Source organism: Citreicoccus inhibens (assembly GCF_019039035.1).
Classification (GTDB): domain Bacteria; phylum Myxococcota; class Myxococcia; order Myxococcales; family Myxococcaceae; genus Citreicoccus; species Citreicoccus inhibens.
On sequence record NZ_JAHNZT010000019.1, the window covers coordinates 71,746 to 90,576 of the forward strand.

Consider the following 18,831-nt stretch of genomic DNA (forward strand, 5'->3'; position numbering starts at 1 on the left):
GGCTAAGGCATCCCCCGAGTCGCGGAGGACAAGTCATACGAAGAAAGGAACGACACCAACACCAACCCGAAGCCCGCCATGGTCAGCAGCGCCACCCGGCGACCTCTCCAGCCCGCGAAGATGCGCGCGTTGACGAGCGCGGCGAACACCCCCCAGGCCACCACCGTCGCCACTTCCTTCGCATCCCACGTCCAGCCCACGCCCGGCGCCGTGCTCACGAAGAACGCCCCCGTGGCCAGCGTCACCGACAGCGCGATGAACCCCCACACCACCAACCGGCGGTTGAGGGTGTCCAGGAACTCCAGCGACGGCAGCCGCGAGAACAGGAGCCCGAAGCGCTTGGCGCGCACCTGACGCTCCATCAGCAGGTACATCACCCCCACGCCCGCGGCCACCGCGAAGGCCGCGAGCCCCAGCAGCGCGAGGCTCACGTGCAACGGCAAGAGCGGCTGGCGCACCGCGGGCGGCAGCGGAGACGGTCCGCTCTCCATCAACAACCCCGGCACCAACACCGTCACCGCCAACGGCGTGAGGAACGCGCCAATCACGGGCCTGCGGTAGCGGACATCCAAGGCCAGGAAGATGGCGAGGAGCAGGAAGGCGAGCGAGGAGAAGCCTTGCGCCGGCCCCACGGGCAGCCCGCCTTGCGCGCCCAGCAGCGCGAAGAGCGCCACGCCGTGCAGCACCAGGCCGCCTCCCACCAACACCCGACCCGTGGTGGCGAGCACCTCCGACTGGCGGACCAGGTAGGCGAAGTAGACCAGGGCGGCGAGCCCATAGGCGTGACATGCGAGCGAGACGAGCGAATGGCTCATGGCGGCAGGCTCATAACCACGGCCGAGCGGGCAATCAGCCCGCGATCAGCCCATCTTGTTGAGGATGAAGGCGGCCAACAGGTCCGTCTCCGAGCTTGGCTTCTTCGGGTCAGCAGCCGGAGCCGTGACTTCCGCCACATACCCCGGAACCACCTCGTATGCGGTGTCTCCCACCAGGACGGAGTCAGCCATCTGCTCGGCCCCCAGCTTCGCGAGCTGCTCCTCGGTCTTCACCCGCGCCACCAGCTTGTGGGTGTCATCCCCGGAGACCAGCTGCACGAAGTGCACGGCCGGGACGACCGGCCAGGCGCCACCTCCCTCGGCGGCCACCACCAGCTTGCCTTCGCGCAGGTCCGCTTTGTCGTCCAGCGCCCACTCCTCGAGTTGGGTCTGGGACAGGAAGAGCTTCGTCACGCGCGTGAGCCTACACCAGCGTCCCGCCGAGGGCTCGCGGGGAATTGGTTGCAACGCCCGTTCGTTGACCGCATCTGAGGCGGGCGGTGGCGGTTCCACCGCTTCTTGCAGGGTCCGAACGCACGTACTAGAGCACGCGCCGTCGCGGCCCTCGAAAGGCCCAAGGAGACACCATGGCAGGCGCTGACGTGATCAACATCGGGGATGGGGACTTCAAGCAGCAGGTGCTGGACTCGCAGGAGCCCGTGCTGGTCGACTTCTGGGCCACCTGGTGCGCTCCCTGCCGCGCCATCGCGCCCTCCGTCGACGCGTTGGCCACCCAGTACAAGGGCAAGGTGAAGTTCGCCAAGGTCAACATCGACGAGAACCAGGACACGCCCCAGCAGTACGGCATCCGCTCCATCCCCACCCTGCTCGTCTTCAAGGGCGGTCAGGTGGTCGAGCAGATTGTCGGCGCGGTGCCCAAGTCCCGCATCGAGGACGCCATCAAGAAGACCCTGTAGTGCCCTTGCCTCCGCTGCCGCGCCCGTGGCTCCCCGCTCGGAGCCGCGCATGGCAGCGGAGGCAGCCGCCGCACAGCGCAATCCGAGCCGTCCCAGTGACAGTGCTGTTTCAATTTGTCTGTGAAACAGCGTTTCCTGGCGCGATGTAAGGGTTGTCACCGTCGCCAAGCCCTCCCACCGCCAATCCTTCGTCCTGCCCTTGGAGCGCAGCCGCATGCAAGCACTCTCTTGCGGACACGGCGCCAAGTGCAGACTTGTTACCAGTTGCCGAAATTCTTTTACGAGTCAAACCAGACCCGCCGCTGTGTTGTTGACAGCGTTCGCCTCAACAGACAAATAGACGCGAGCTGGCTCTGTCTTGTTTAACGAGTTTCACCGGGAGTTTTCATGGCACGTCCGCATAAGGAAATGATCTCTGCACCCCTCACCCCTGCCCTGACGTCGTGGGCAGAGGCGATTGGGGATGCCATTGGCCGCGGCATGCTCCGCGCGCTCAACACCGGCATGCCTGGCTTGGGCAGCACGCCGAGCAGCAATACCGTCACCGCGAGCCGCCGCCGCGGCCGTCCGCCCAAGGTCGTCTCGGGCGGACTCAATGCCATGAGCCGCCGCTGCACGGTGGAGGGCTGCACTCGGGATCAGCGCTCCAAGGGGTTGTGCTCCGCACACTACCAGGCCGAGCGCCGCCGCCTGCTGTCGCACGGCAAGCCGGCCTGAGACGCGGTCGTCACTCGCCCCGCCAGGGGTCTCCGGGGGAGGTCGCCTTCATCAATTCCCAGGCGGCCAACACATCCACCACGCGCTCCAATTCGTTGGGAAGTGAACGAGCCCGTTGAGATTTGAGGTAGTCCTCGGCGAAGGCACGCAAGCGCATACCCAGGAAGAGCCTGGCGAGTGCCACCTCCGTCTGTCCTGAAAAGTCCAAGAAGCGCAGGGCAAAGCCGCTGCGCCCGTCATGTCCGGTGCCTCGCTCCTCGCGAACGATTTCCGCGCGCGCCTCCACGGGAGGTGCGCCGTCCTCGAGCGCGAAGCGGCTGCCCATGACGGTGCCCAGCGGCAAGAAGAAGGTGCTCTCCAGGAAGGCGCCGCTGACGCTCACGTTGATGGACGTGAGGCTGGCGGAGAAGCGGCGTCCCCCCTCCTCGTCCTCCATCCACAAATCAAACCGAGTGGCGAGCTGGGCCCGCGGAAAGTGCCGGTGCTCTGGCTCGCCATCATTGGCCTCGATGATGGGTGAGAAGTTCGGCCGCTGTGGCGCGGGCGTCGACACCTTCACCGGCGGCGCGGCGGGCCTCGCGGCCTCGACCGGAGGACGCATCGGCGGAATGGTCATTGGAGGGCGCGCGGGGGTGCTGCTCGCCTCCGTCGCTGCCCCATCCCGTGTCACCACCCGCGCCCCGACCTGACCCTTCTGGGTTCCCTTTTTCTGCATCGTCATTCTCCGCTGGCCCGGGGGCGATACGTCGCCACCCGTCTCGGCCAGCATCCTTCCCAACCCTCACCGGTCCGGGACCTCCGGCCGGCCGCGCCCCCGTCAGAACATGTGGCGGCGCATGCTCACATTCACCAACAAGCCGATGCTGATCATCACCGACAGCATGGAGGAACCGCCGTAGCTCATCAGCGGCAGCGTGATTCCTGTCACGGGCAACAACCCGATGACCATTCCGATGTTCTCGAACACCTGCCAGAAGATGGTGGCCACCACGCCCACCGCCACGAAGGCGCCAAAGCGATCCCGCGCGTTGAAGCCCACGCCCAGGCCCAGGATGAACAGGCCCCCGTAGAACACGAGCAGCAGCAGGCACATCACGAAGCCATGCTCCTCGGCCCAGACGGAGAAGATGAAGTCCGTGTGCTGCTCGGGCAGGAAGCGCAGCCCCGTCTGGGTTCCCTCGCGCCAGCCCTTGCCGGTGAGGCCACCACTGCCCACGGCGATCTTCGATTGCGCCGCGTGATAGCCGCTGCCGCGCAGGTCCGCCTCAGGGTCCAACCACCCCGAGATGCGCTGGCTCTGGTGCTTCTTCAGGTAGTGCCGGACGATGGTGGTGCGCGGCTCGGGCATCTCGCGCACATAGTCATTCCAGATGATGAGCGCGCCCACGAGCAGTCCGCCCACCAGGACCGCGGATAGGTACCAGCGCACCTTGCCGAACAGGATGACCGTCAGGGACGAGAGGAAGATCATCAGCGCGGTGCCCAGATCCGGCTGCACCAACACCAGCAGGAACGGCACCATCACGACGACCACGGGCTTCCACAGACGGACCAACCCATAGGACGGTTCGTTGGGGCGGAAGTCGTCGTGATAGACCTTGGCCAGCATCAGCACGACGCCAATCTTCATGAACTCGGCGGGCTGCAAGCGGAACGGGCCAATGACGAACCAGCTCTCCGCGCCCTTGGCTGTATGGCCAATCACCTTGAGCGCCAGGAGCGCCAGGATGTTGAGCCCATAGATGGGCAAGGCCATGGTCTGGATCCACCGGTAGTCCACCAGGCACACCACCAGCACCGCGGCGATCCCCAGCCCCAGATAGAGCAGCTGGCTGGACCACACCGGCGCGAGCGGCGGGCGCGAGGCCGACGCCAGGTTCCAGATACCCAGCGCGCACACCCCGAGCACGCAGACAATGAGTCCCCACGGGACGTGGGGCACCATGCGCCGCTCAATCCGCAGTTGCACTGGGTTCCTCCTCGGACTCGTCGGGCGGGTTCGCGGGCTCGCCGGGCGCGAGCGGCTCGATGGGGGGCGCCGCCGCGCCGCGCGTGAGGGCGGCCTCGTCCAGGCTGGGCGCCGGCGGCAGCGTGGGCGTGTAGGGCTGGTTGGGACGCGGCGGCGGTGCCGTGGCGTCATCGGCCTTCAGGTCGAAGAACTTCTGGAAGATGGCCATGGCGGTGGGCGCCGCGTCAGCGCCACCGTGTCCACCGTGCTCGTTGAGCACCACCACCGCCAGCTCGGGCTTGTTGGCGGGCGCGAAGCCCGCGAACCACGCGTGGTCGCGCTCGAAGTAGCTCATCTGGAACGTCTTCAAGCGCACGGCGCCAATGCGCGACACCTGCGCGGTGCCCGTCTTCGCCGCCACGAGCAGGTCCTTGTCGCGGATGCCCGCCAGGCGCGCGCGGTACGCCGTGCCGCCCGGCTCCTGCGCCGTCGCGATCAACCCCTCGATGACGGCCTTGCGGTGCGCGGGGTTGATGTCCGTCGTGCGCACCACCTCGGGCTTGAACTCCTCGGTCACCTGTCCGTCCAGGTTCTCCAGCCGCTGCACGAGCTGCGGCTTGTACAACGTGCCGCCGTTGGCCAGCGCCGCATACACCAGCGCGAGCTGGAGCGGCGTGACGTTGTCATCGCCCTGCCCGATGGCGCTGTTGAGGGCCATGCCCTTCGTGTAGCCGCCGGGCGAGGCCTTCTCGTGGTACGCGGTGGACGGCATGATGCCCGGCACCTCGGCCACCACGCCGATGCCGGTGGGGCTGCCCAGGCCCAGCGACTTGCCCATCTCCGAGATGGGGTCCAGGCCGATGGTGTCCGCCACCTTGTAGAACCAGGTATCGCACGACGCCTTCATGGCGTTCTTGCCATCCAGCGGGCCGTGGCCGCTGTCCTTGTGGCACCGCCACAGGCGCGCGCCCAGCCGATAGCCACCGGGGCAGTTCACCACCGTCTCGGGACGAAAGAGCCCCGACTTGTACGCGGCCAGCTGCGTGACGATCTTGAACGTCGAGCCCGGGCTGTAGTGCTCCGCCGCCACGCGGTTGATCATCGGATGGAGCGGATCCCGCGCCAGCAGCGCCATCTGCTGCGGCGTCACGCGGCCGGTGAGCAGGTTCGGATCAAACCCGGGGCGCGACACCAGCGCCTTGATGAAGCCCGTGTTGACGTCGATGGCCACCACCGCGCCAGACACGCCCGGGAAGGCGCGCTCGGCCTCCTCCTGCAAGCGCATGTCGATGGACAGCACCAGGTTGCTGCCCGCCGTGGGGGGCACCACCGCGTTCTCGCCCAGCTTGACGTTGAGCTCCTCGATGGTCTGCCCGCGCGCGTTCACCACTTCCTTGCGCACGCCGTCCTCGCCTCGCAGCTTGGACTCGAAGTAGCGCTCCAGGCCGCGCCGCCCGATGTAGTCACCCAAGGCGTAGCGAGCACCGTCGGCGTTGAGCCGATCCAACTCCTCCTGGGTGATTTCGTTCATGTACCCCAGCACGTGCGAGAGCACGTTGCCGGAGCGGTAGTTGCGGTGCGGGACGGGCACCACTTCCACGCCGTCCAGGATGTCGCGGCGCGCGGCCAGCCGATCGTACTCGTCGCGCGTCAGGTCGATGCGCACCGGCACCGGCTGAAACGGCGCGTTGCGCCGGCCCGCGCGCAAGAGGTCCTCCACCTTCTTGCGCTGCTCCCCGTCCCACTGAAGCAGCTCCGCCAACCGCGGGACGACCTGCTCGAAGCAGTCCGTGCAGAAGGCCGGCGTGACGAAGGCGTCGAACGAGGGGCGGCTGTCCACCAGGATGGTGCCGCGCGCATCCTTGATGACGCCGCGGTCCGCGCGCAGCCGCACTTCCTTGACGAAGTTGGCCACGCTCTTGGCCGCGTATTCGTCATAGCGGATGAGCTGGAGCCGGTAGAGCTGGATGGCCAGCGCGCACAACCCCAGCGACATCGCCAGGCCCAGCCAGAGGAAGCGCCGCTTGAGGTCGCGGCCCGGCGTGGTGTTGCCCAGCGTCGGAGGCGTCACCGCAGCAACCCCGGCTGACGGTCCTGCGCGGTCTCGAAGCGCTTGAAGAGCGGATACAGGCCCAGCGCGGCCAGACCCGTGAGCGCCACCTGCAGTGGCATGCCCGACAAGAGCGGCGCGGTGATGCCGTCCTTGAGCGTCAGCCACGTGAAGAAGGCGGACAAGAGGCCGTGCCCCAGGTCCGCGCCCATGGCGAACAGCGCGAAGGACACCGCGCCGCGCACGTCCACGAACGTGGACACGAGCCGACCCGCCAGGAACGTGAGCACCGCCAGGAAGGTGAACAGGCCCGTGGGCTGCCCGCTCATCAGGTCCAACAAGTAGCCCACCGCGAAGGCGGAGAGCGCTCCCTCCACCAGACTGGCCCGCAGCGCGAGGAAGGCCACGAGCACCACCGTGACATCCACCCGACCCAGCACGAGGCCCGCCTGCTGCACGAGCACCGACTCCAGCGTGAGCAGCGCCAGCGCGATGCCCACGGTCACCAGGAACTTCATTTCTGCGAGCCCTCCGCCGTGGCCCCGGGCGCCATCGCGCTGTAGGGGCTGCCCACCACCAGCACTTCCTCGAGCCGGCTCGTATCCACCGCGGGGAGGATGTCCGCCCGCTGGAACATGCCGTGCTCCTTCTTCTCCAGGTGGGTGACTCGCCCCACCACGAGGCCCGGCGGATAGATGCCGTCCGTGCCGGAGGTGATGATGAGGTCGCCGTCCTCCACGTCCTCGGTGCGCAGCATGTTCTCCAGCGTCAGCGGCCCGTTGCCGGCCCCCGCCGCCGTCCCGCGCGCCCGCGAGCGCTGCACGCGCACCGCCACCCGACTCTGAGGGTCCGTCACCAGCGCCACGTCCGCGTAGCCTCCCGTTGCCCGGATGACCTGCCCGACAATTCCATCCGGTGTCACCACGGACATGCCACGAAACACGCCGTCCTGCTCGCCACTGCTGATGCGCACCGACAGCAGCTTGGCCACCGGGTTGACGCCCACCACCCGAGCAGGCACCTCGGGCCCCGGCACGGCCTCCGCGTAGGCCAGCAGCTTGCGCAGCCGCCCGTTCTCCGCCCGGGTCTCTCCCAACACCTGCACCGTCGAGCGCAGTTGGAGGTTCTCCAGATGCAGCGCGTCGTTCTCCTGACGCACACCTCGGAGGTCCAGGTAGTTGCGCACGGCGGCCACGGCGCCGTCGATGGTCGCGGTGAGCCCCTGCTGCACGGGGGCCGTCAGGGCGATGACCCCTCGGTCGATGAAATTCGGGTCCCTGCCGCGCCGCCCGCTCACCAGGAAGGCGGCGAGCGGGTAGAGCAGCAGAATCCCCACGAGCAGGGGGCGGCGGTACCGCTTGAGCAAGGACAGCACGGGTGGAGTTCCCGGAAGTGGGAGGGGACGGCGGGAGGGAGAGGGGGCTGGCTAAACTCTCTAAATCGCTTGCATTTTCTGGTCTGTTGTCCTAGGCAGTCAAGGCCCTACGTGGGGGGAGGGTTCAGGTCCATCCCTCACCGGCCGGGCTACCAACAACACCGCGCCGCGAGACCTTCCGCAGAGGGAAGCTTTTCGGGCGCGTCCAGCGCGAAGTGAAGTGACGACAATGGACGGTCTGAACCCCCGGAAGGTCATTTCCCTGCTGTTCATCATCGGCATCGCCGTGGTGTTCACGCTGCAGTTCGGCCCGGGTAGCTCCGGGTTCGGTCGCGGCGGTGGCGCGGCGCGGGCGGCTCCTAGCGCAGCAGCCGTGGTCAATGGCAAGGAAATCCCCTTGCGTGACTTCAGCATGGCGTGGGCCCGCCAGATGAACTTCCTGCGTTCGCAGGGCAGCCCCATCACGGAGCAGCTTGCCCGCAACTTCCATCTGGACCAGCAGGTGCTCGAGCGGTTGGTCAACGCCGAGCTGCTGGCCCAGGCCGCCGAGCAGCACGGCATCGCGCCGTCGGATGAGGAGCTGCGCACGCTCATCCACCAGAACGCCGACTTCCACGACAAGGACGGCAACTTCGACTTCGACCGCTATCAGCAGGTCCTGCGCGACTTCTACCGGAAGACGCCGACCGAGTACGAGGCGGAGCTGCGCCGGTCGCTCTCCGCGCAGAAGATGCTGGACGTGGTCCGCACGGGCGCCGTGGTGTCCGACGACGAGGTCCACGCGCGCTACGAGAAGGACGGCAACCAGGCGAAGCTGGCCTTCGCGCGCTTCCTGCCCACCATGTACGCCGACAAGGTCGCGGCGCCCACGGCGCAGCAGCTCGCGGACTTCTCGAAGGCGCACGAGAAGGAGATCAAGGACTACTACGACGCGAACAAGTTCGTGTACCAGCAGCCGGAGCGCATCCGCGCGCGGCAGATCCTGGTGAAGCTGGCGCCGGACGCCACGGCGGAGCAGAAGGCCCAGGCCAAGGCGCGCGCCGAGGCGCTGCGCAAGGAGATCGCCGGCGGCAAGGACTTCGCCGCGGTGGCCAAGGCGAGCAGCGAGGATCCGGGCAGCAAGGACAAGGGTGGAGACCTGGGCTGGATCGAGCGCGGCAGCTGGGAGCCGACGCTGGCGGACGCGGCCTTCGCGCTGAAGGCGGGCGAGGTCTCTCAGCCGGTGGAGACGAAGTTCGGCGTGCACCTGGTGAAGGTGGATGAGAAGCAGGCCGCGCAGGACAAGAAGCTGGAGGACGTGAAGGGCGAGATCGCCACCACGCTCTACAAGCAGGACAAGGCCAAGGAGCTGGCCAAGGCGGACGCCGACAAGGCGCTGGCCTCCCTCAAGGGTGGCAAGTCGCTGAAGGAGCAGTTCCCCGTGGCCGAGGGCCAGCAGCCGGCCCTGCTCCGCTTCGAGACGGAGACCAAGCCCGAGGCCGTGGAGACGGACAGCTTCACGTCCGCGGGTGAGTCAGTGCCGCACCTGGGCCCCGCGCCGGCGCTGGTGAAGGCGGCCTTCGCCGCCAATACCGCGCAGCCGCTCAACGAGGTCTTCCCCGTGGGTGAGGGCTTCGTGGTGGCGCAGGTGGTGGACCGCCAGAAGCCGGACGCCGCGGGCTTCGAGAAGCGCAAGGACGAGCTGCGCAGCCAGGCCCATCAGGCCAAGCAGATCGAGCTGACGGAGTCGTTCCTCAAGTCGCTGCGCAAGAGCGGCACCGTCGTCACCAACACCGAGGCGATCGACTCGCTCCTCGGCCCCGCGTCCGCGGGGTAGTCCTCCGCCAGGAGGAAGCGTGAGAGGGCGGCCGGGGCAACCCCGCCGCCCTTTTCATTTGGGGCCCAGCCGCTCAGCGCGCCGAGGAGAAGTCCGGCGGCTCGCTGTCTCCCACGGGCCGGTCCGCCACCGCGACGCCATCCCGGCCGCGCGCCTTGGCCGCGTACATGGCGAAGTCCGCCGCGCGGATGAGGTCCAGCGAGGCGTGGGCGTGGTCCGGAAAGGACGCCACCCCGACGCTCGCGGTGAGGCGCACGTCCAGCCCCTGGGCTTGCAGGAAGGTCTTCTCGCGGAACGCCTCGCAGATGCGCCGGGCGATGATTTGAGCGCCGTCCGCGCCCGTCTCCACCAGCATCACCGCGAACTCGTCGCCCCCGTAGCGGAACACCGCGTCCAGGTTGTTGCGCCCCAGGCCCATGAGCAGGTCGCCCACTTCCTTCAGCGTGGCGCTGCCCATCAGGTGGCCGTGGTGATCGTTGATGGACTTGAAGTGGTCCAGGTCCAGGAACACGAGCGACAACGGACGGTGGAAGCGGACCGAGCGCTTCACCTCCAGCTCGAGCTGCGCGCGCAGGTGCCGCGCGTTGAAGCAGCCGGTGTGCTCATCCGTGATGGTGAGTTCCTGCACCCGCCGGAAGTTGCGCGCGTTCTCGATGGCGATGGCCGCGTAGTCCGCGATGGCGGTGAGGATGGTGAGGTCGTCGTTGGAGAACGGCGGATCCGTGGGGCCATTCACCAGCTCGATGAGCCCCAGCACGCGCCCGCGAGCCAGCAGCGGCACGGCGAGGATGGAGCGGGTGTGGAAGGCGGAGGCCTCATCGAAGCGCGGAGAGAAGCTGGGGTCGCCCCCCACGTCATGGACCAGCCGCGCCACCCCGGAGCTGAACACCGCGCCCGCGATGCCCTCGCTGGGGTTGAGCTGCAGGCCCTTGAGGACCTCGGCGCCCTCCCCCACGGCGATCTCGAAGTAGAGCTTCCCGGTCCGATCGTCCTGGAGGATGAGCGACCAGTTCCGCGGGAGCAGCAGGCTGCTCACCTTCTGCATGACGAGCGCCAGGACTTCCCGGAGCTCCAGCGTGGAAGTCAACGCCTTCGCCATCTCGTTGAAGGCGGCCAGTTGCTCGACCGTCCGCTTCATGGCCGTCAGGAGGTCCGCGGGGTTCATCGGGGTCCACTCCGGCGAGCAAGTCTGCTAAGGCCGCGAGCCCTAACATGCACACGCACGCGGATCAAACCCCGCAGCTCGTCCTGGCCTCGTCTTCGCCTCGACGCAAAGATTTGCTGTCTCAACTCGGACTCCCATTCATCGTGTCCGCGGCCGACATCGACGAGACGCCCCATCCGGGCGAGCCCGCGGTGGACTATGTGACGAGGTTGGCCCGAGAGAAAGCCCGGACCGTGGCTTCTCGTCATCCCGGGGCCTGGGTGCTGGCGGCGGACACCACCGTGGTGCTCGGGTTGGAGCTGCTCGGCAAGCCCCAGGATGCCGCCGAGACCCGCGCGATGGTGGGCCGACTGTCCGGTCGGACCCACGAGGTCCACACCGGCGTCGCCCTGGCGGGCCGGTACGAGGAATCCTTCATCGTGCGAACCCGCGTCACGTTCCGGTCACTCAGCGCCGCGGAGATCGCCTGGTACGCCTCGACGGGCGAGTCGCTCGACAAGGCCGGCGGCTATGCCCTGCAAGGCAAGGGCGCGTTCATGGTGGCCAGCGTGGAGGGCAGCCCCACGAACGTCATCGGCCTGCCACTCTGCGAGACGCTCGCGCTGCTGGAACGCGCGGGAGTGCCGCTGCCCTGGAAGGACCTGTCATGAGCACGGGCGTGGCGGAGAACCTGGCCCAGGTGCGCGAGCGCATCGCCGCCGCCTGTGCGCGCGCGGGGCGTCCCGTGGAGTCCGTCACGCTGGTGGCCGTCTCCAAGCTCAAGCCCGCGGCCCTCATCCGCGAGGCGTACGCCGCCGGGCAGCGCGACTTCGGCGAGAACTATGCCCAGGAGCTGCGCGACAAGGCGGTGGAGCTGGCCGACCTGAAGGACTTGCGGTGGCACGCCATTGGCGCCCTGCAGACCAACAAGGTGAAGTACGTCGCCCGCGTCGCGAGCGCCTTCCACGCGCTGGACCGCCTGGAGGTCGCGCGGGAATTGGCCAAGCGCCGCCAGGACGCACCGCCCCTGCCCTGTTACGTCGAGGTGAACGTGGGGGGCGAGGCGACCAAGAGCGGCCTGACGCCCTCCGAGCTGGGCGCGTTCCTGGACGCGGCGAAGGCGCTGACGGCGCTCCAACTCGTGGGGCTGATGGCGCTGCCGCCCCCTTCCGCGGACGACGCCCGCGTGCGCGAGGGCTTCCGCGCGCTGAGGGAGCTGGCCCGACAGCACGGGCTGCCCGGGCTGTCCATGGGGACGACGCACGACTTCGAGCACGCCATCGAAGAAGGCGCCACGCTCGTCCGCGTGGGCACGGCCATCTTCGGCGAGCGGACCTGAGCGCCCGCCGCCGCGGGCCGCGTCACACTTCCTTGAACTTCATCCGGCCCTCGGCGTTGACGACCGCCTTGAACTCGCAGCCGCAGTAGTTGCAGCGGACCTCGTCTCCGTTGACGAGCGGCTCGTCCAGCGGGTTGTTGGCGTTGCAAGACGGACAATCGTAGTCCTTGCGCGCCTTGCCGGAGCCGGCGGACTCCTGCTGGGCGTCGTCGTCGAAATCGAAATCACTGGCCATGCGCGCGACTCCTGGGCGTGTGGGCGTGGAGCGCGAGGCTAGCAGCCCGCCCCGCCAGTCCCTACCCGCGAAACCACCTCCCGCGCAGGACGACGCGCGGCGTCGGGGATTTGTCACCTGGACATGCCAGAGTGCGGCCCCGGTGGGGAGTCCATGCCGCGCGACCGGGGGACGACCGGGCGGGCGTTGAATGGCGCAAGGCCGGGCCCGTCCAGGAAATGTCCGGCGCGGCGAAGGGTTCGGGGGCGGGGTTGGCGGAGCCAGGGCCGGCTACCTAGTTTCCTTGCGAGGGAGTTCACTCGATGCGCAGGCAGTCCAAGTGGGGGCTCGGAGCCGCGTTGACGGGTTTGCTGTGGGCCGGGGTCTGCCTCGCCGAGGGCACCGCGCCGTCCGCGTTCGGCCCCGGCGAACAGGCCCAGTATCGCGTGAGGTACCTCGGCATCACGGCGGGCACCGCGCAGGTGACGGTGGGCGCGCCCATGACGCAATGGGAGCAGAACGTCTGGCCCATCGTGTCCGTGGCGAAGTCCGATGACGTCATCGGCGTGTGGCCTATCAAGAGCCGCTTCGTGTCGTACTGGGACGCGGCGGGCCAGCGCGTGGCGGGCAGCGACCTGCACTCGGACGAGAATGGCAAGCGTCGCCGGCAGCGCATCAAGATGACCGCGGACGGAGCCAGCGCGCTCGTCATCAAACAGAAGGACAGCGAAGCCCCGCGCGAGTCCACTCATGAGCTGCCACCCAACACCCTGGACATGACGGGCGCCACGTTCGCGCTGCGCAATCAAGCGCTCACGGTGGGGCGCGAGTATGTCTACTCCGTGTTCACCGGCAGCAGGCAGTTCTCCATGCACGCGGTGGTGGAGGCACGCGAGGTCGTCTCCACCGGCATGGGGCTGCGCGAGGCCTTCCGCGTGCGCGTGCACACCGAGTTCGGCGGCAAGCTGGACACGAAGCGCGACCTGGTGGCGTACCTCGCCTCGGACGCGAGCCATGTCCCGGTGCGAATCGAAGCGGAGTTCTCGCTGGGCACGGTGGTGGCGGAGCTCACCGACTACAAACCGGGCCGCGTGGTGACGGTGGCCCGCGCGGAGTCCCCAGGCGGCTAACGGCGAGACTTGGGGGCGAAGGGGGGAATGGGCGTGGGATGGGCGTGGGCAATCCTGGTGACACTGGCTGCCGCTCCGGCCGCGCCACAAGTCGTGTCTCCCCTCATCAAGGTCCGGCCCGGTGCGCCCGTCCGAGGGGAGCGCGAGGCCCGGCTCAGCGTGGCGCGCGGCGAATGCGAGGCGACGCAGGTCGTCCTCTCCGGGATGGTGGAGCATGTGCGCGCCCGCCCGCTGTCACTGCGCGGGCCCGGCAAGGCACTCACCGCGTCGCTCTGGCGCGAGGGCTTCATCGACGTGAAGACGCCGTCGAACGGGCAGGGCCGCGCGGGGCCCTGGCCGGATCCGCTGCTGCCGCTGCAGGCCCCCGCCAACGCGTCTCTCCCCGCGGTCCTCTACGTGGAGGTCTGCGCGCCCGAGAAGCAGGCGCCCGGCACATATCGGGGCAAGCTCGCGCTGAGCGCGGACGGCCAGGACCTGCTCCGCGTGCCCTTCACGGTGGAGGTCCAGCCATTCGCGCTCCCCGCCACGTCGTCCCTGCCGAACAGCTTCGGCATCTCGCTGTACAGCATCTCGCGGGCACATGGGCTCGCCCCGGAATCAGCTGAGGCGCATGCGCTGTTGCGCGAGTACGGCCAGGCGCTGCTGGCGCACCGCGTGAGCGCGCACGGCATGGGCATGGATCCGCCCCCCGTCCACTTCGAGAAGGGCCGCGCGGTGGTGGACTGGCGCGCGTACGACGCGGAGATGGCGCCCTTCCTCGAGGGCACGGCGTTGCCCTCGGGCGCGCGCTTCACCACCACCGACGTGCGCGACAACACGAAGGCGAGCACCGACACAGAGAAGGTCGCGTACTACCGCGCCTTCGCCGAGCACTTCCAACAGAAGGGCTGGGCCGCGCAACTCTTCTTCTACGCCAAGGACGAGCCCAAGCCCGCGGACGTGCCGCTCGTGCGCGCGCAGTCCAAGCGGGTGCGCGAGGCCGGGCACATCCCCGTGCTTGTCACCAGTCCGTTGGATGATGCCTTGAAGGGAACGGCGGACATCCTGGCACCCACGCTCAACTGCTTCTATCCGCGGCCCGGGCCGCAGACGTGCCCCACGGTGCTGGGGGTGAGCGCCCTGCGCGCGCGGCTGCCGTCCGGGACGAAGGTGTGGTGGTACCAGAGCTGCAACTCACACGGTTGCAATGGCGGCCCCCTGCCGGACGCGGAGGCGGATGCCGCGTATGGAGGCTGGGCTTCCTACATGGTGGACCACCCCGCCCCCCTCAACCGCGCCATGGGCGTGCTGGCCTTCGAGTCCGGCGTGGACGGTGAGCTCTATTTCGACACCGTGTTCGCCTACAACACCCAGAGGGACGTGTGGTCGAGCGTCTTCGAGTTCGGCGGGAACGGCGACGGGACGCTCTTCTACCCTGGGACGCCGGGCAGGGTGGGAGGCTCGCGACACCAGCCGGTGGTGTCCCTGCGACTCAAGCACCTGCGCGACGGCCTGGAAGACTACGAGTACCTGCGCCTGCTGGCCCGCCTGGGGGACGCGTCCTTCGCCCAGGCCGCCGCGCGCCGACTGGCTCGCTCGGGCTATGACATCTCTCGCGACGCGCGAGAATGGGAGCAGGTGCGCCAGGACGTCACGGCGCGGCTGCGCCAGCGGTGGGAAGCCTCTGAACAGAAACAGCGCCCGGGCGGTCCAATCCCCGGGAGCCCCCCGTAGTCCCTTCGGAAGAAAGAAGGATGGATTCGATGCGCACCCTCCTCGTGGTCTGGCTCACGCTGTCCACCACCGCCGCCTGGGCCCAGCTTCCGGACGGCCATGACACCACGCCCGAGCCGACCAGGCCCGAGGCGCCGGTGACCGTGGAGCCCTGCGCGCAAGGCCTGCCCGCGCTGCGCATGCCGTTGGCGTTCATGCCCGGCGAGCTGCTCGAGTTCGACCTGGACGCCATGGGCGCCAAGGCCGGGAAGATGACCATGCGCGTGCAGCGCCCCGCCAACGGCGCCCTGCCCGTGCAGGTGGAAGCCCAGACGAACACCCTCTTCTCCAAGGTGCGGCGCGTGCATGGCACCGCGGTGAGCTACCTGCACCCGCGCACGCTGCGCCCGTCCCGCTACACCGAGGACGCCACCGAGAACGAGACGCACCGCAAGGTGGAGGTGGCCTTCGGCGCCAAGGACCGCTCCGTCAAGGTGGACTACCAGATTGGGGACCGGCCTCGCGGCGTCGCCAACTACAACTTCGACAAGGACGGCCTCGACGTGGCCGGCTCCGTGTACCTGCTGCGCCAGCTCCCCCTGAAGAAGGACCTCCAGGTCTGCTTCGACGTGTACGGCGTGCGCCGCATGTGGCGCATGACGGGCACCGTGATTCAACGAGAGCACGTGTCGCTGCCCCTGGGCGAGTTCGAGGCCTGGCACATGTCCGGAACCGCCGTGCGCGTGGATCGCCCCAGCCAGCGCCGCGAGGTGCACGTGTGGATTTCCGACGACGCCCGCCGCCTCCCGCTCGCCGCCGTCGGCACCATCGACCTGGGCGCGGTGCGGGCCACCCTGACCGCCGTCTCCCGTCCCGGAGAGAAGCGCATCGAGGCCCAGGGTACCGAAGACCTCAAGTGGTGACGCGGGGTTAGCGCCCCGGAGCGCCAGCGCCCCAACCCGGCGCTGGCGTTTCATTGCACCTTCAATTGAAAGTGGTTTGCAAAATCAAAATCCCGCGTCTAGGGTGCGCGCCGCTCCAATGCGCTCCACCACCTCGACGCCGCTGCTGCTGGTGCCCCTGCTGTTCGCACCCCTCCTGTTGACCCCTGTCACCGCCCGAGCGGCCCGTGGCCGCATCGAGGACGAGCCTCGCGCCGGTTCGAGCGAGGCGGGCCCCTCCGACGCGCCGGTGGCCCACGCGGAGGAGGAGCACGTCACCCGCCAGGAGGCGAAGAAGGAGGAGCGCGAGGAGCGTGAGGAGCACGGGCGCCCCGCCGAGGCGCATGGCCCCACGAAGAAGGAAGAGGGCAAGGCCGAGGAAGAGAAGCACCGTCCTCGCCTGGACCTCGAGTTCGGTGGCTACGGCGAGCTGCAATTCGGCTACTTCAACTACGGCGAGAACCAGAACCGCGCGGGCGGCTCGCAGAAGGACTCGCGGCTGCAGTTCGACACGACCCGGCTCGTGCTGGAGATGGAAGCGGCGCTGCCGGAGTACGGCCTGGAAGCCGAGATGGAGGTCGAGTTCGAGCACGCCGGCACCGGCACCGCGATGGAGCTGGAGTACGAGGAGTTCGGCGAGTTCGAGCAGGAGATTGGCCGCGGCGGCGAGGTGCTGCTCGAGGAGCTGTACCTCACGAAGAAGCTGGGTCAGCACCTGGAGCTCTCGGCCGGGCGCTTCTACGTGGCGGTGGGCACGCTGTTCGACGACTACCGCCCCACGGACTACCTGGGCACGGTGCGCTCGGAGGCCGAGACGCGCGTCATCCCCAACACGTGGGACGAGATGGGCCTGCAGGCCAAGCTGGAGGTGCCGTGGGGCCTGCGGCTCATCGGGCAGGTGGTCAACGGGCTCGACTCCACGGGCTTCAGCTCGCAGAGCTGGGTAGCCCGCGGACACCAGACGCGCTTCGAGTTGGTGAAGGCGACGGACCTGGCGGCGGTGGCGCGCGCGGACGTGACGCGCTTCGAGGGCATCACCTTCGGCGCGTCGGCGTACTACGGCGGCACGTCACGCAACCGCCCCAAGCCGGACCTGGTGCAGCAGTGTGATGACGCCAATCCCAACGTGATCGCGCCGTGCGGCTACGTGTCCGCCTCGGTGCTCATCCTGGACGCGCACCTGTCGCTCAAGCGTGGTCCGTTCCGCGCCCATGCGCTGATGCTCTGGGGCCACCTGAGCAACGCGAGCGCGGTGTCCGCGCGCAACTCGCGCCTGTCCAACCTGCTCAACGTGCTGCGCACGCCGGTGTCGGACAACGCGCTCGCCGCCTGGGGTGAGCTGGGCTACGACGTCGCGCCGCTCCTGGGCCTGGGTGAGGACCACCGGCTGGAGCCCTTCGTGCGCGTGGACTACTCCGACACGCAGTTCAACCCGCGCGCCGAGCTGTTCGACAACCCCCGCTTCGAGCGCACCACGTACACGGTGGGCGCCGGCTACACGCTGGCGGGCATCGCGTTCGCCAAGCTCGATTTCGCCCATCGCCGCATGGGCTCGTCCGACTTCCGCCCGGAGAACACGCTCCGGCTCTCCACTGGCTTCGTCTACTGATACCTGGTTGCAACAAGGAAACCCTCCATGTTCCGGACCTCCCGTTCCCTGAAGCTCTCCCTCCTGCTCGGCGGCGCCCTCTCGCTGAGCGCCTGCGGCGACGACAAGACGTCCCCGCCCTCGACGACCGACAGCCTGGACCAGGCGTTGGTGGTGAACTTCGCTGACGCCGTGGTGGTGCCCACGTACAACAAGCTCGCCACGCGCATCACGGAGTTGGATGCCGCGGTGGCGGCGCTGAAGGCGGATCCGTCCGCGGCGAAGCTGAAGGCCGCGCAGGACGCGTGGGTCGCCGCGCGCCTGCCGTGGGAGCAGAGCGAGTCGTTCCTGTTCGGCCCGGTGACCAGCTACCAGTTCGACCCCGCGCTGGACAGCTGGCCGGTCAACCGCACGGACCTGGACGCGGTGCTCGCGAACAACAACGCGCTCACCCCCGCGTATGTGGACAACCTCGATGAGGCGCAGAAGGGATTCCACACTGTGGAGTACCTGCTCTTCGGCGAGAACCGCACCCGGAAGGAGACGGACTTCAACGCGCGCCAGTTCGAGTACCTGCTGGCCATCACCGCGAATATGAAGGGCATCAGCAGCCAGTTGGCGAGCGCGTGGACGACGGGCAAGGACGGCAACGCCCCGTACCGAAACACGCTGGCCACGGCGGGTGACAAGACCAACACGGCCTACCCCACCGTGGAGTCCGCCGCGCAGGAGATGCTGACCGGCATCGTGGGCATTCTTGACGAGGTGGCCAACGGGAAGATCGCCGACCCGTACGACGCCAAGGATCCGAACCTGGTGGAGAGCCAGTTCGCGCTCAACTCGCTCAGCGACTTCAGCAACAACATCCGCAGCGTGCAGAACGTCTACCTGGGCCACCTGCCAGACGAGACGACCACGGGCACGACGCTGACGTCCGTGGTGCAGGAGAAGGACGCGGCGCTGGATGCGCGCGTACGCCAGGAGATCACGGACGCCATCGCGGCCCTGGGCCAGGTGCCGGAGCCGTTCCCGGTGTCCATCAAGGACCCCGCCGCCGCGCCCCGCATCGAGGCCGCGCAGGCCGCCATCCGCAAGCTGCATGACACGTTCGAGAAGGACGTGAAGAAGATCGTCCTGCCCTGAGA

The 18,831-nt window shown here is 68.5% G+C and carries 19 protein-coding genes; 10 read left to right on the forward strand and 9 right to left on the reverse strand.

Annotation, left to right across the window (positions count from 1 at the left end):
* Positions 1-2: 2 nt before the first annotated feature.
* Both KRR26_RS21810 and KRR26_RS21815 read right to left on the reverse strand, forming a co-directional pair.
* On the reverse strand, positions 3-815 hold the full coding sequence (locus tag KRR26_RS21810; protein WP_120201054.1) for a cytochrome C assembly family protein: 813 nt from the start codon (positions 813-815) through the stop codon (positions 3-5).
* A 45-nt stretch (positions 816-860) separates the two neighbouring features.
* The gene (locus tag KRR26_RS21815) at positions 861-1,229 is read right to left on the reverse strand and encodes a hypothetical protein (protein WP_233576489.1); all 369 of its coding nucleotides are present in this window, start codon (positions 1,227-1,229) and stop codon (positions 861-863) included.
* A 173-nt stretch (positions 1,230-1,402) separates the two neighbouring features.
* Here KRR26_RS21815 and trxA point away from each other — a divergent pair, with 173 nt between their 5' ends.
* Both trxA and KRR26_RS21825 read left to right on the forward strand, forming a co-directional pair.
* Positions 1,403-1,732, forward strand: coding sequence for a thioredoxin (gene trxA / locus KRR26_RS21820; protein ID WP_120201058.1), 330 nt, complete (start codon positions 1,403-1,405; stop codon positions 1,730-1,732).
* 387 nt (positions 1,733-2,119) lie between these two features.
* A complete protein-coding gene (locus KRR26_RS21825) occupies positions 2,120-2,449 on the forward strand; it encodes a hypothetical protein (protein WP_120201060.1) in 330 nt (109 codons plus the stop codon).
* A 10-nt stretch (positions 2,450-2,459) separates the two neighbouring features.
* Here KRR26_RS21825 and KRR26_RS21830 read toward each other — a convergent pair whose 3' ends face one another.
* From KRR26_RS21830 to mreC, 5 genes are all read right to left on the reverse strand, one after another.
* The gene (locus KRR26_RS21830) at positions 2,460-3,050 is read right to left on the reverse strand and encodes a PilZ domain-containing protein (protein WP_407931730.1); all 591 of its coding nucleotides are present in this window, start codon (positions 3,048-3,050) and stop codon (positions 2,460-2,462) included.
* A 216-nt stretch (positions 3,051-3,266) separates the two neighbouring features.
* Positions 3,267-4,394, reverse strand: coding sequence for a rod shape-determining protein RodA (gene rodA, locus KRR26_RS21835; protein WP_199723654.1), 1,128 nt, complete (start codon positions 4,392-4,394; stop codon positions 3,267-3,269).
* Positions 4,395-4,401: 7 nt separating this feature from the next.
* Positions 4,402-6,468 (reverse strand): penicillin-binding protein 2, encoded by a 2,067-nt coding sequence (mrdA, locus tag KRR26_RS21840; protein WP_217080712.1) that lies wholly within the window; start codon positions 6,466-6,468, stop codon positions 4,402-4,404.
* A complete protein-coding gene (locus KRR26_RS21845; protein WP_120201068.1) occupies positions 6,465-6,965 on the reverse strand; it encodes a hypothetical protein in 501 nt (166 codons plus the stop codon). The genes mrdA and KRR26_RS21845 overlap by 4 nt, the downstream gene beginning before the upstream one ends.
* Complete coding sequence (gene mreC / locus KRR26_RS21850) at positions 6,962-7,822, reverse strand: rod shape-determining protein MreC (protein WP_120201070.1); 861 nt, start codon at positions 7,820-7,822, stop codon at positions 6,962-6,964. Before mreC ends, KRR26_RS21845 begins: the two co-directional genes overlap by 4 nt.
* A 229-nt stretch (positions 7,823-8,051) precedes the next feature.
* Between mreC and KRR26_RS21855 the strand changes: the two genes are divergently transcribed.
* Positions 8,052-9,638, forward strand: a complete 1,587-nt coding sequence (locus KRR26_RS21855) for a peptidylprolyl isomerase (protein WP_217080713.1) — start codon at positions 8,052-8,054, stop codon at positions 9,636-9,638.
* Between the two features lie 73 nt (positions 9,639-9,711).
* Here KRR26_RS21855 and KRR26_RS21860 read toward each other — a convergent pair whose 3' ends face one another.
* Positions 9,712-10,803, reverse strand: coding sequence for a GGDEF domain-containing protein (locus KRR26_RS21860; protein WP_120201074.1), 1,092 nt, complete (start codon positions 10,801-10,803; stop codon positions 9,712-9,714).
* Positions 10,804-10,850: 47 nt separating this feature from the next.
* On the opposite strand from KRR26_RS21860, the gene KRR26_RS21865 reads away from it, so the two are divergent.
* Together KRR26_RS21865 and KRR26_RS21870 are read left to right on the forward strand one after the other, a co-directional pair.
* The gene (locus KRR26_RS21865) at positions 10,851-11,453 is read left to right on the forward strand and encodes a Maf family protein (protein ID WP_217080714.1); all 603 of its coding nucleotides are present in this window, start codon (positions 10,851-10,853) and stop codon (positions 11,451-11,453) included.
* Positions 11,450-12,121, forward strand: a complete 672-nt coding sequence (locus tag KRR26_RS21870) for a YggS family pyridoxal phosphate-dependent enzyme (RefSeq protein ID WP_217080715.1) — start codon at positions 11,450-11,452, stop codon at positions 12,119-12,121. The genes KRR26_RS21865 and KRR26_RS21870 overlap by 4 nt, the downstream gene beginning before the upstream one ends.
* Before the next feature lie 22 nt (positions 12,122-12,143).
* Here KRR26_RS21870 and KRR26_RS21875 read toward each other — a convergent pair whose 3' ends face one another.
* Complete coding sequence (locus KRR26_RS21875) at positions 12,144-12,356, reverse strand: hypothetical protein (RefSeq protein WP_120201080.1); 213 nt, start codon at positions 12,354-12,356, stop codon at positions 12,144-12,146.
* 302 nt (positions 12,357-12,658) lie between these two features.
* Between KRR26_RS21875 and KRR26_RS21880 the strand changes: the two genes are divergently transcribed.
* From KRR26_RS21880 to KRR26_RS21900, 5 genes are all read left to right on the forward strand, one after another.
* A complete protein-coding gene (locus KRR26_RS21880; protein ID WP_217080716.1) occupies positions 12,659-13,465 on the forward strand; it encodes a DUF3108 domain-containing protein in 807 nt (268 codons plus the stop codon).
* Positions 13,466-13,492: 27 nt separating this feature from the next.
* Entirely contained in the window at positions 13,493-15,178 is a 1,686-nt protein-coding gene (locus KRR26_RS21885; RefSeq protein ID WP_217080717.1) for a DUF4091 domain-containing protein, read from the forward strand.
* A gap of 20 nt (positions 15,179-15,198) precedes the next feature.
* The gene (locus KRR26_RS21890; protein ID WP_217080718.1) at positions 15,199-16,080 is read left to right on the forward strand and encodes a DUF3108 domain-containing protein; all 882 of its coding nucleotides are present in this window, start codon (positions 15,199-15,201) and stop codon (positions 16,078-16,080) included.
* A 118-nt stretch (positions 16,081-16,198) separates the two neighbouring features.
* Complete coding sequence (locus KRR26_RS21895; protein ID WP_236068955.1) at positions 16,199-17,707, forward strand: hypothetical protein; 1,509 nt, start codon at positions 16,199-16,201, stop codon at positions 17,705-17,707.
* 27 nt (positions 17,708-17,734) lie between these two features.
* Positions 17,735-18,829 carry an imelysin family protein gene (locus KRR26_RS21900; RefSeq protein ID WP_120201088.1) on the forward strand — a complete coding sequence of 365 codons (1,095 nt, stop codon included), beginning with the start codon at positions 17,735-17,737 and terminating at the stop codon, positions 18,827-18,829.
* The last annotated feature ends 2 nt before the right edge of the window (positions 18,830-18,831 follow it).

Coding starts and splice junctions, on each gene's coding strand:
- KRR26_RS21810 (WP_120201054.1), bottom strand. CDS start 815: ATGAGCCATTCGCTCGTCTCGCTCGCATGTCACGCCTATGGGCTCGCC.
- trxA (WP_120201058.1), top strand. CDS start 1,403: ATGGCAGGCGCTGACGTGATCAACATCGGGGATGGGGACTTCAAGCAG.
- KRR26_RS21825 (WP_120201060.1), top strand. CDS start 2,120: ATGGCACGTCCGCATAAGGAAATGATCTCTGCACCCCTCACCCCTGCC.
- KRR26_RS21830 (WP_407931730.1), bottom strand. CDS start 3,050: ATGCGTCCTCCGGTCGAGGCCGCGAGGCCCGCCGCGCCGCCGGTGAAG.
- rodA (WP_199723654.1), bottom strand. CDS start 4,394: ATGGTGCCCCACGTCCCGTGGGGACTCATTGTCTGCGTGCTCGGGGTG.
- KRR26_RS21845 (WP_120201068.1), bottom strand. CDS start 6,965: ATGAAGTTCCTGGTGACCGTGGGCATCGCGCTGGCGCTGCTCACGCTG.
- KRR26_RS21855 (WP_217080713.1), top strand. CDS start 8,052: ATGGACGGTCTGAACCCCCGGAAGGTCATTTCCCTGCTGTTCATCATC.
- KRR26_RS21860 (WP_120201074.1), bottom strand. CDS start 10,803: ATGAACCCCGCGGACCTCCTGACGGCCATGAAGCGGACGGTCGAGCAA.
- KRR26_RS21865 (WP_217080714.1), top strand. CDS start 10,851: ATGCACACGCACGCGGATCAAACCCCGCAGCTCGTCCTGGCCTCGTCT.
- KRR26_RS21870 (WP_217080715.1), top strand. CDS start 11,450: ATGAGCACGGGCGTGGCGGAGAACCTGGCCCAGGTGCGCGAGCGCATC.
- KRR26_RS21875 (WP_120201080.1), bottom strand. CDS start 12,356: ATGGCCAGTGATTTCGATTTCGACGACGACGCCCAGCAGGAGTCCGCC.
- KRR26_RS21880 (WP_217080716.1), top strand. CDS start 12,659: ATGCGCAGGCAGTCCAAGTGGGGGCTCGGAGCCGCGTTGACGGGTTTG.
- KRR26_RS21885 (WP_217080717.1), top strand. CDS start 13,493: ATGGGCGTGGGATGGGCGTGGGCAATCCTGGTGACACTGGCTGCCGCT.
- KRR26_RS21890 (WP_217080718.1), top strand. CDS start 15,199: ATGGATTCGATGCGCACCCTCCTCGTGGTCTGGCTCACGCTGTCCACC.
- KRR26_RS21895 (WP_236068955.1), top strand. CDS start 16,199: ATGCGCTCCACCACCTCGACGCCGCTGCTGCTGGTGCCCCTGCTGTTC.
- KRR26_RS21900 (WP_120201088.1), top strand. CDS start 17,735: ATGTTCCGGACCTCCCGTTCCCTGAAGCTCTCCCTCCTGCTCGGCGGC.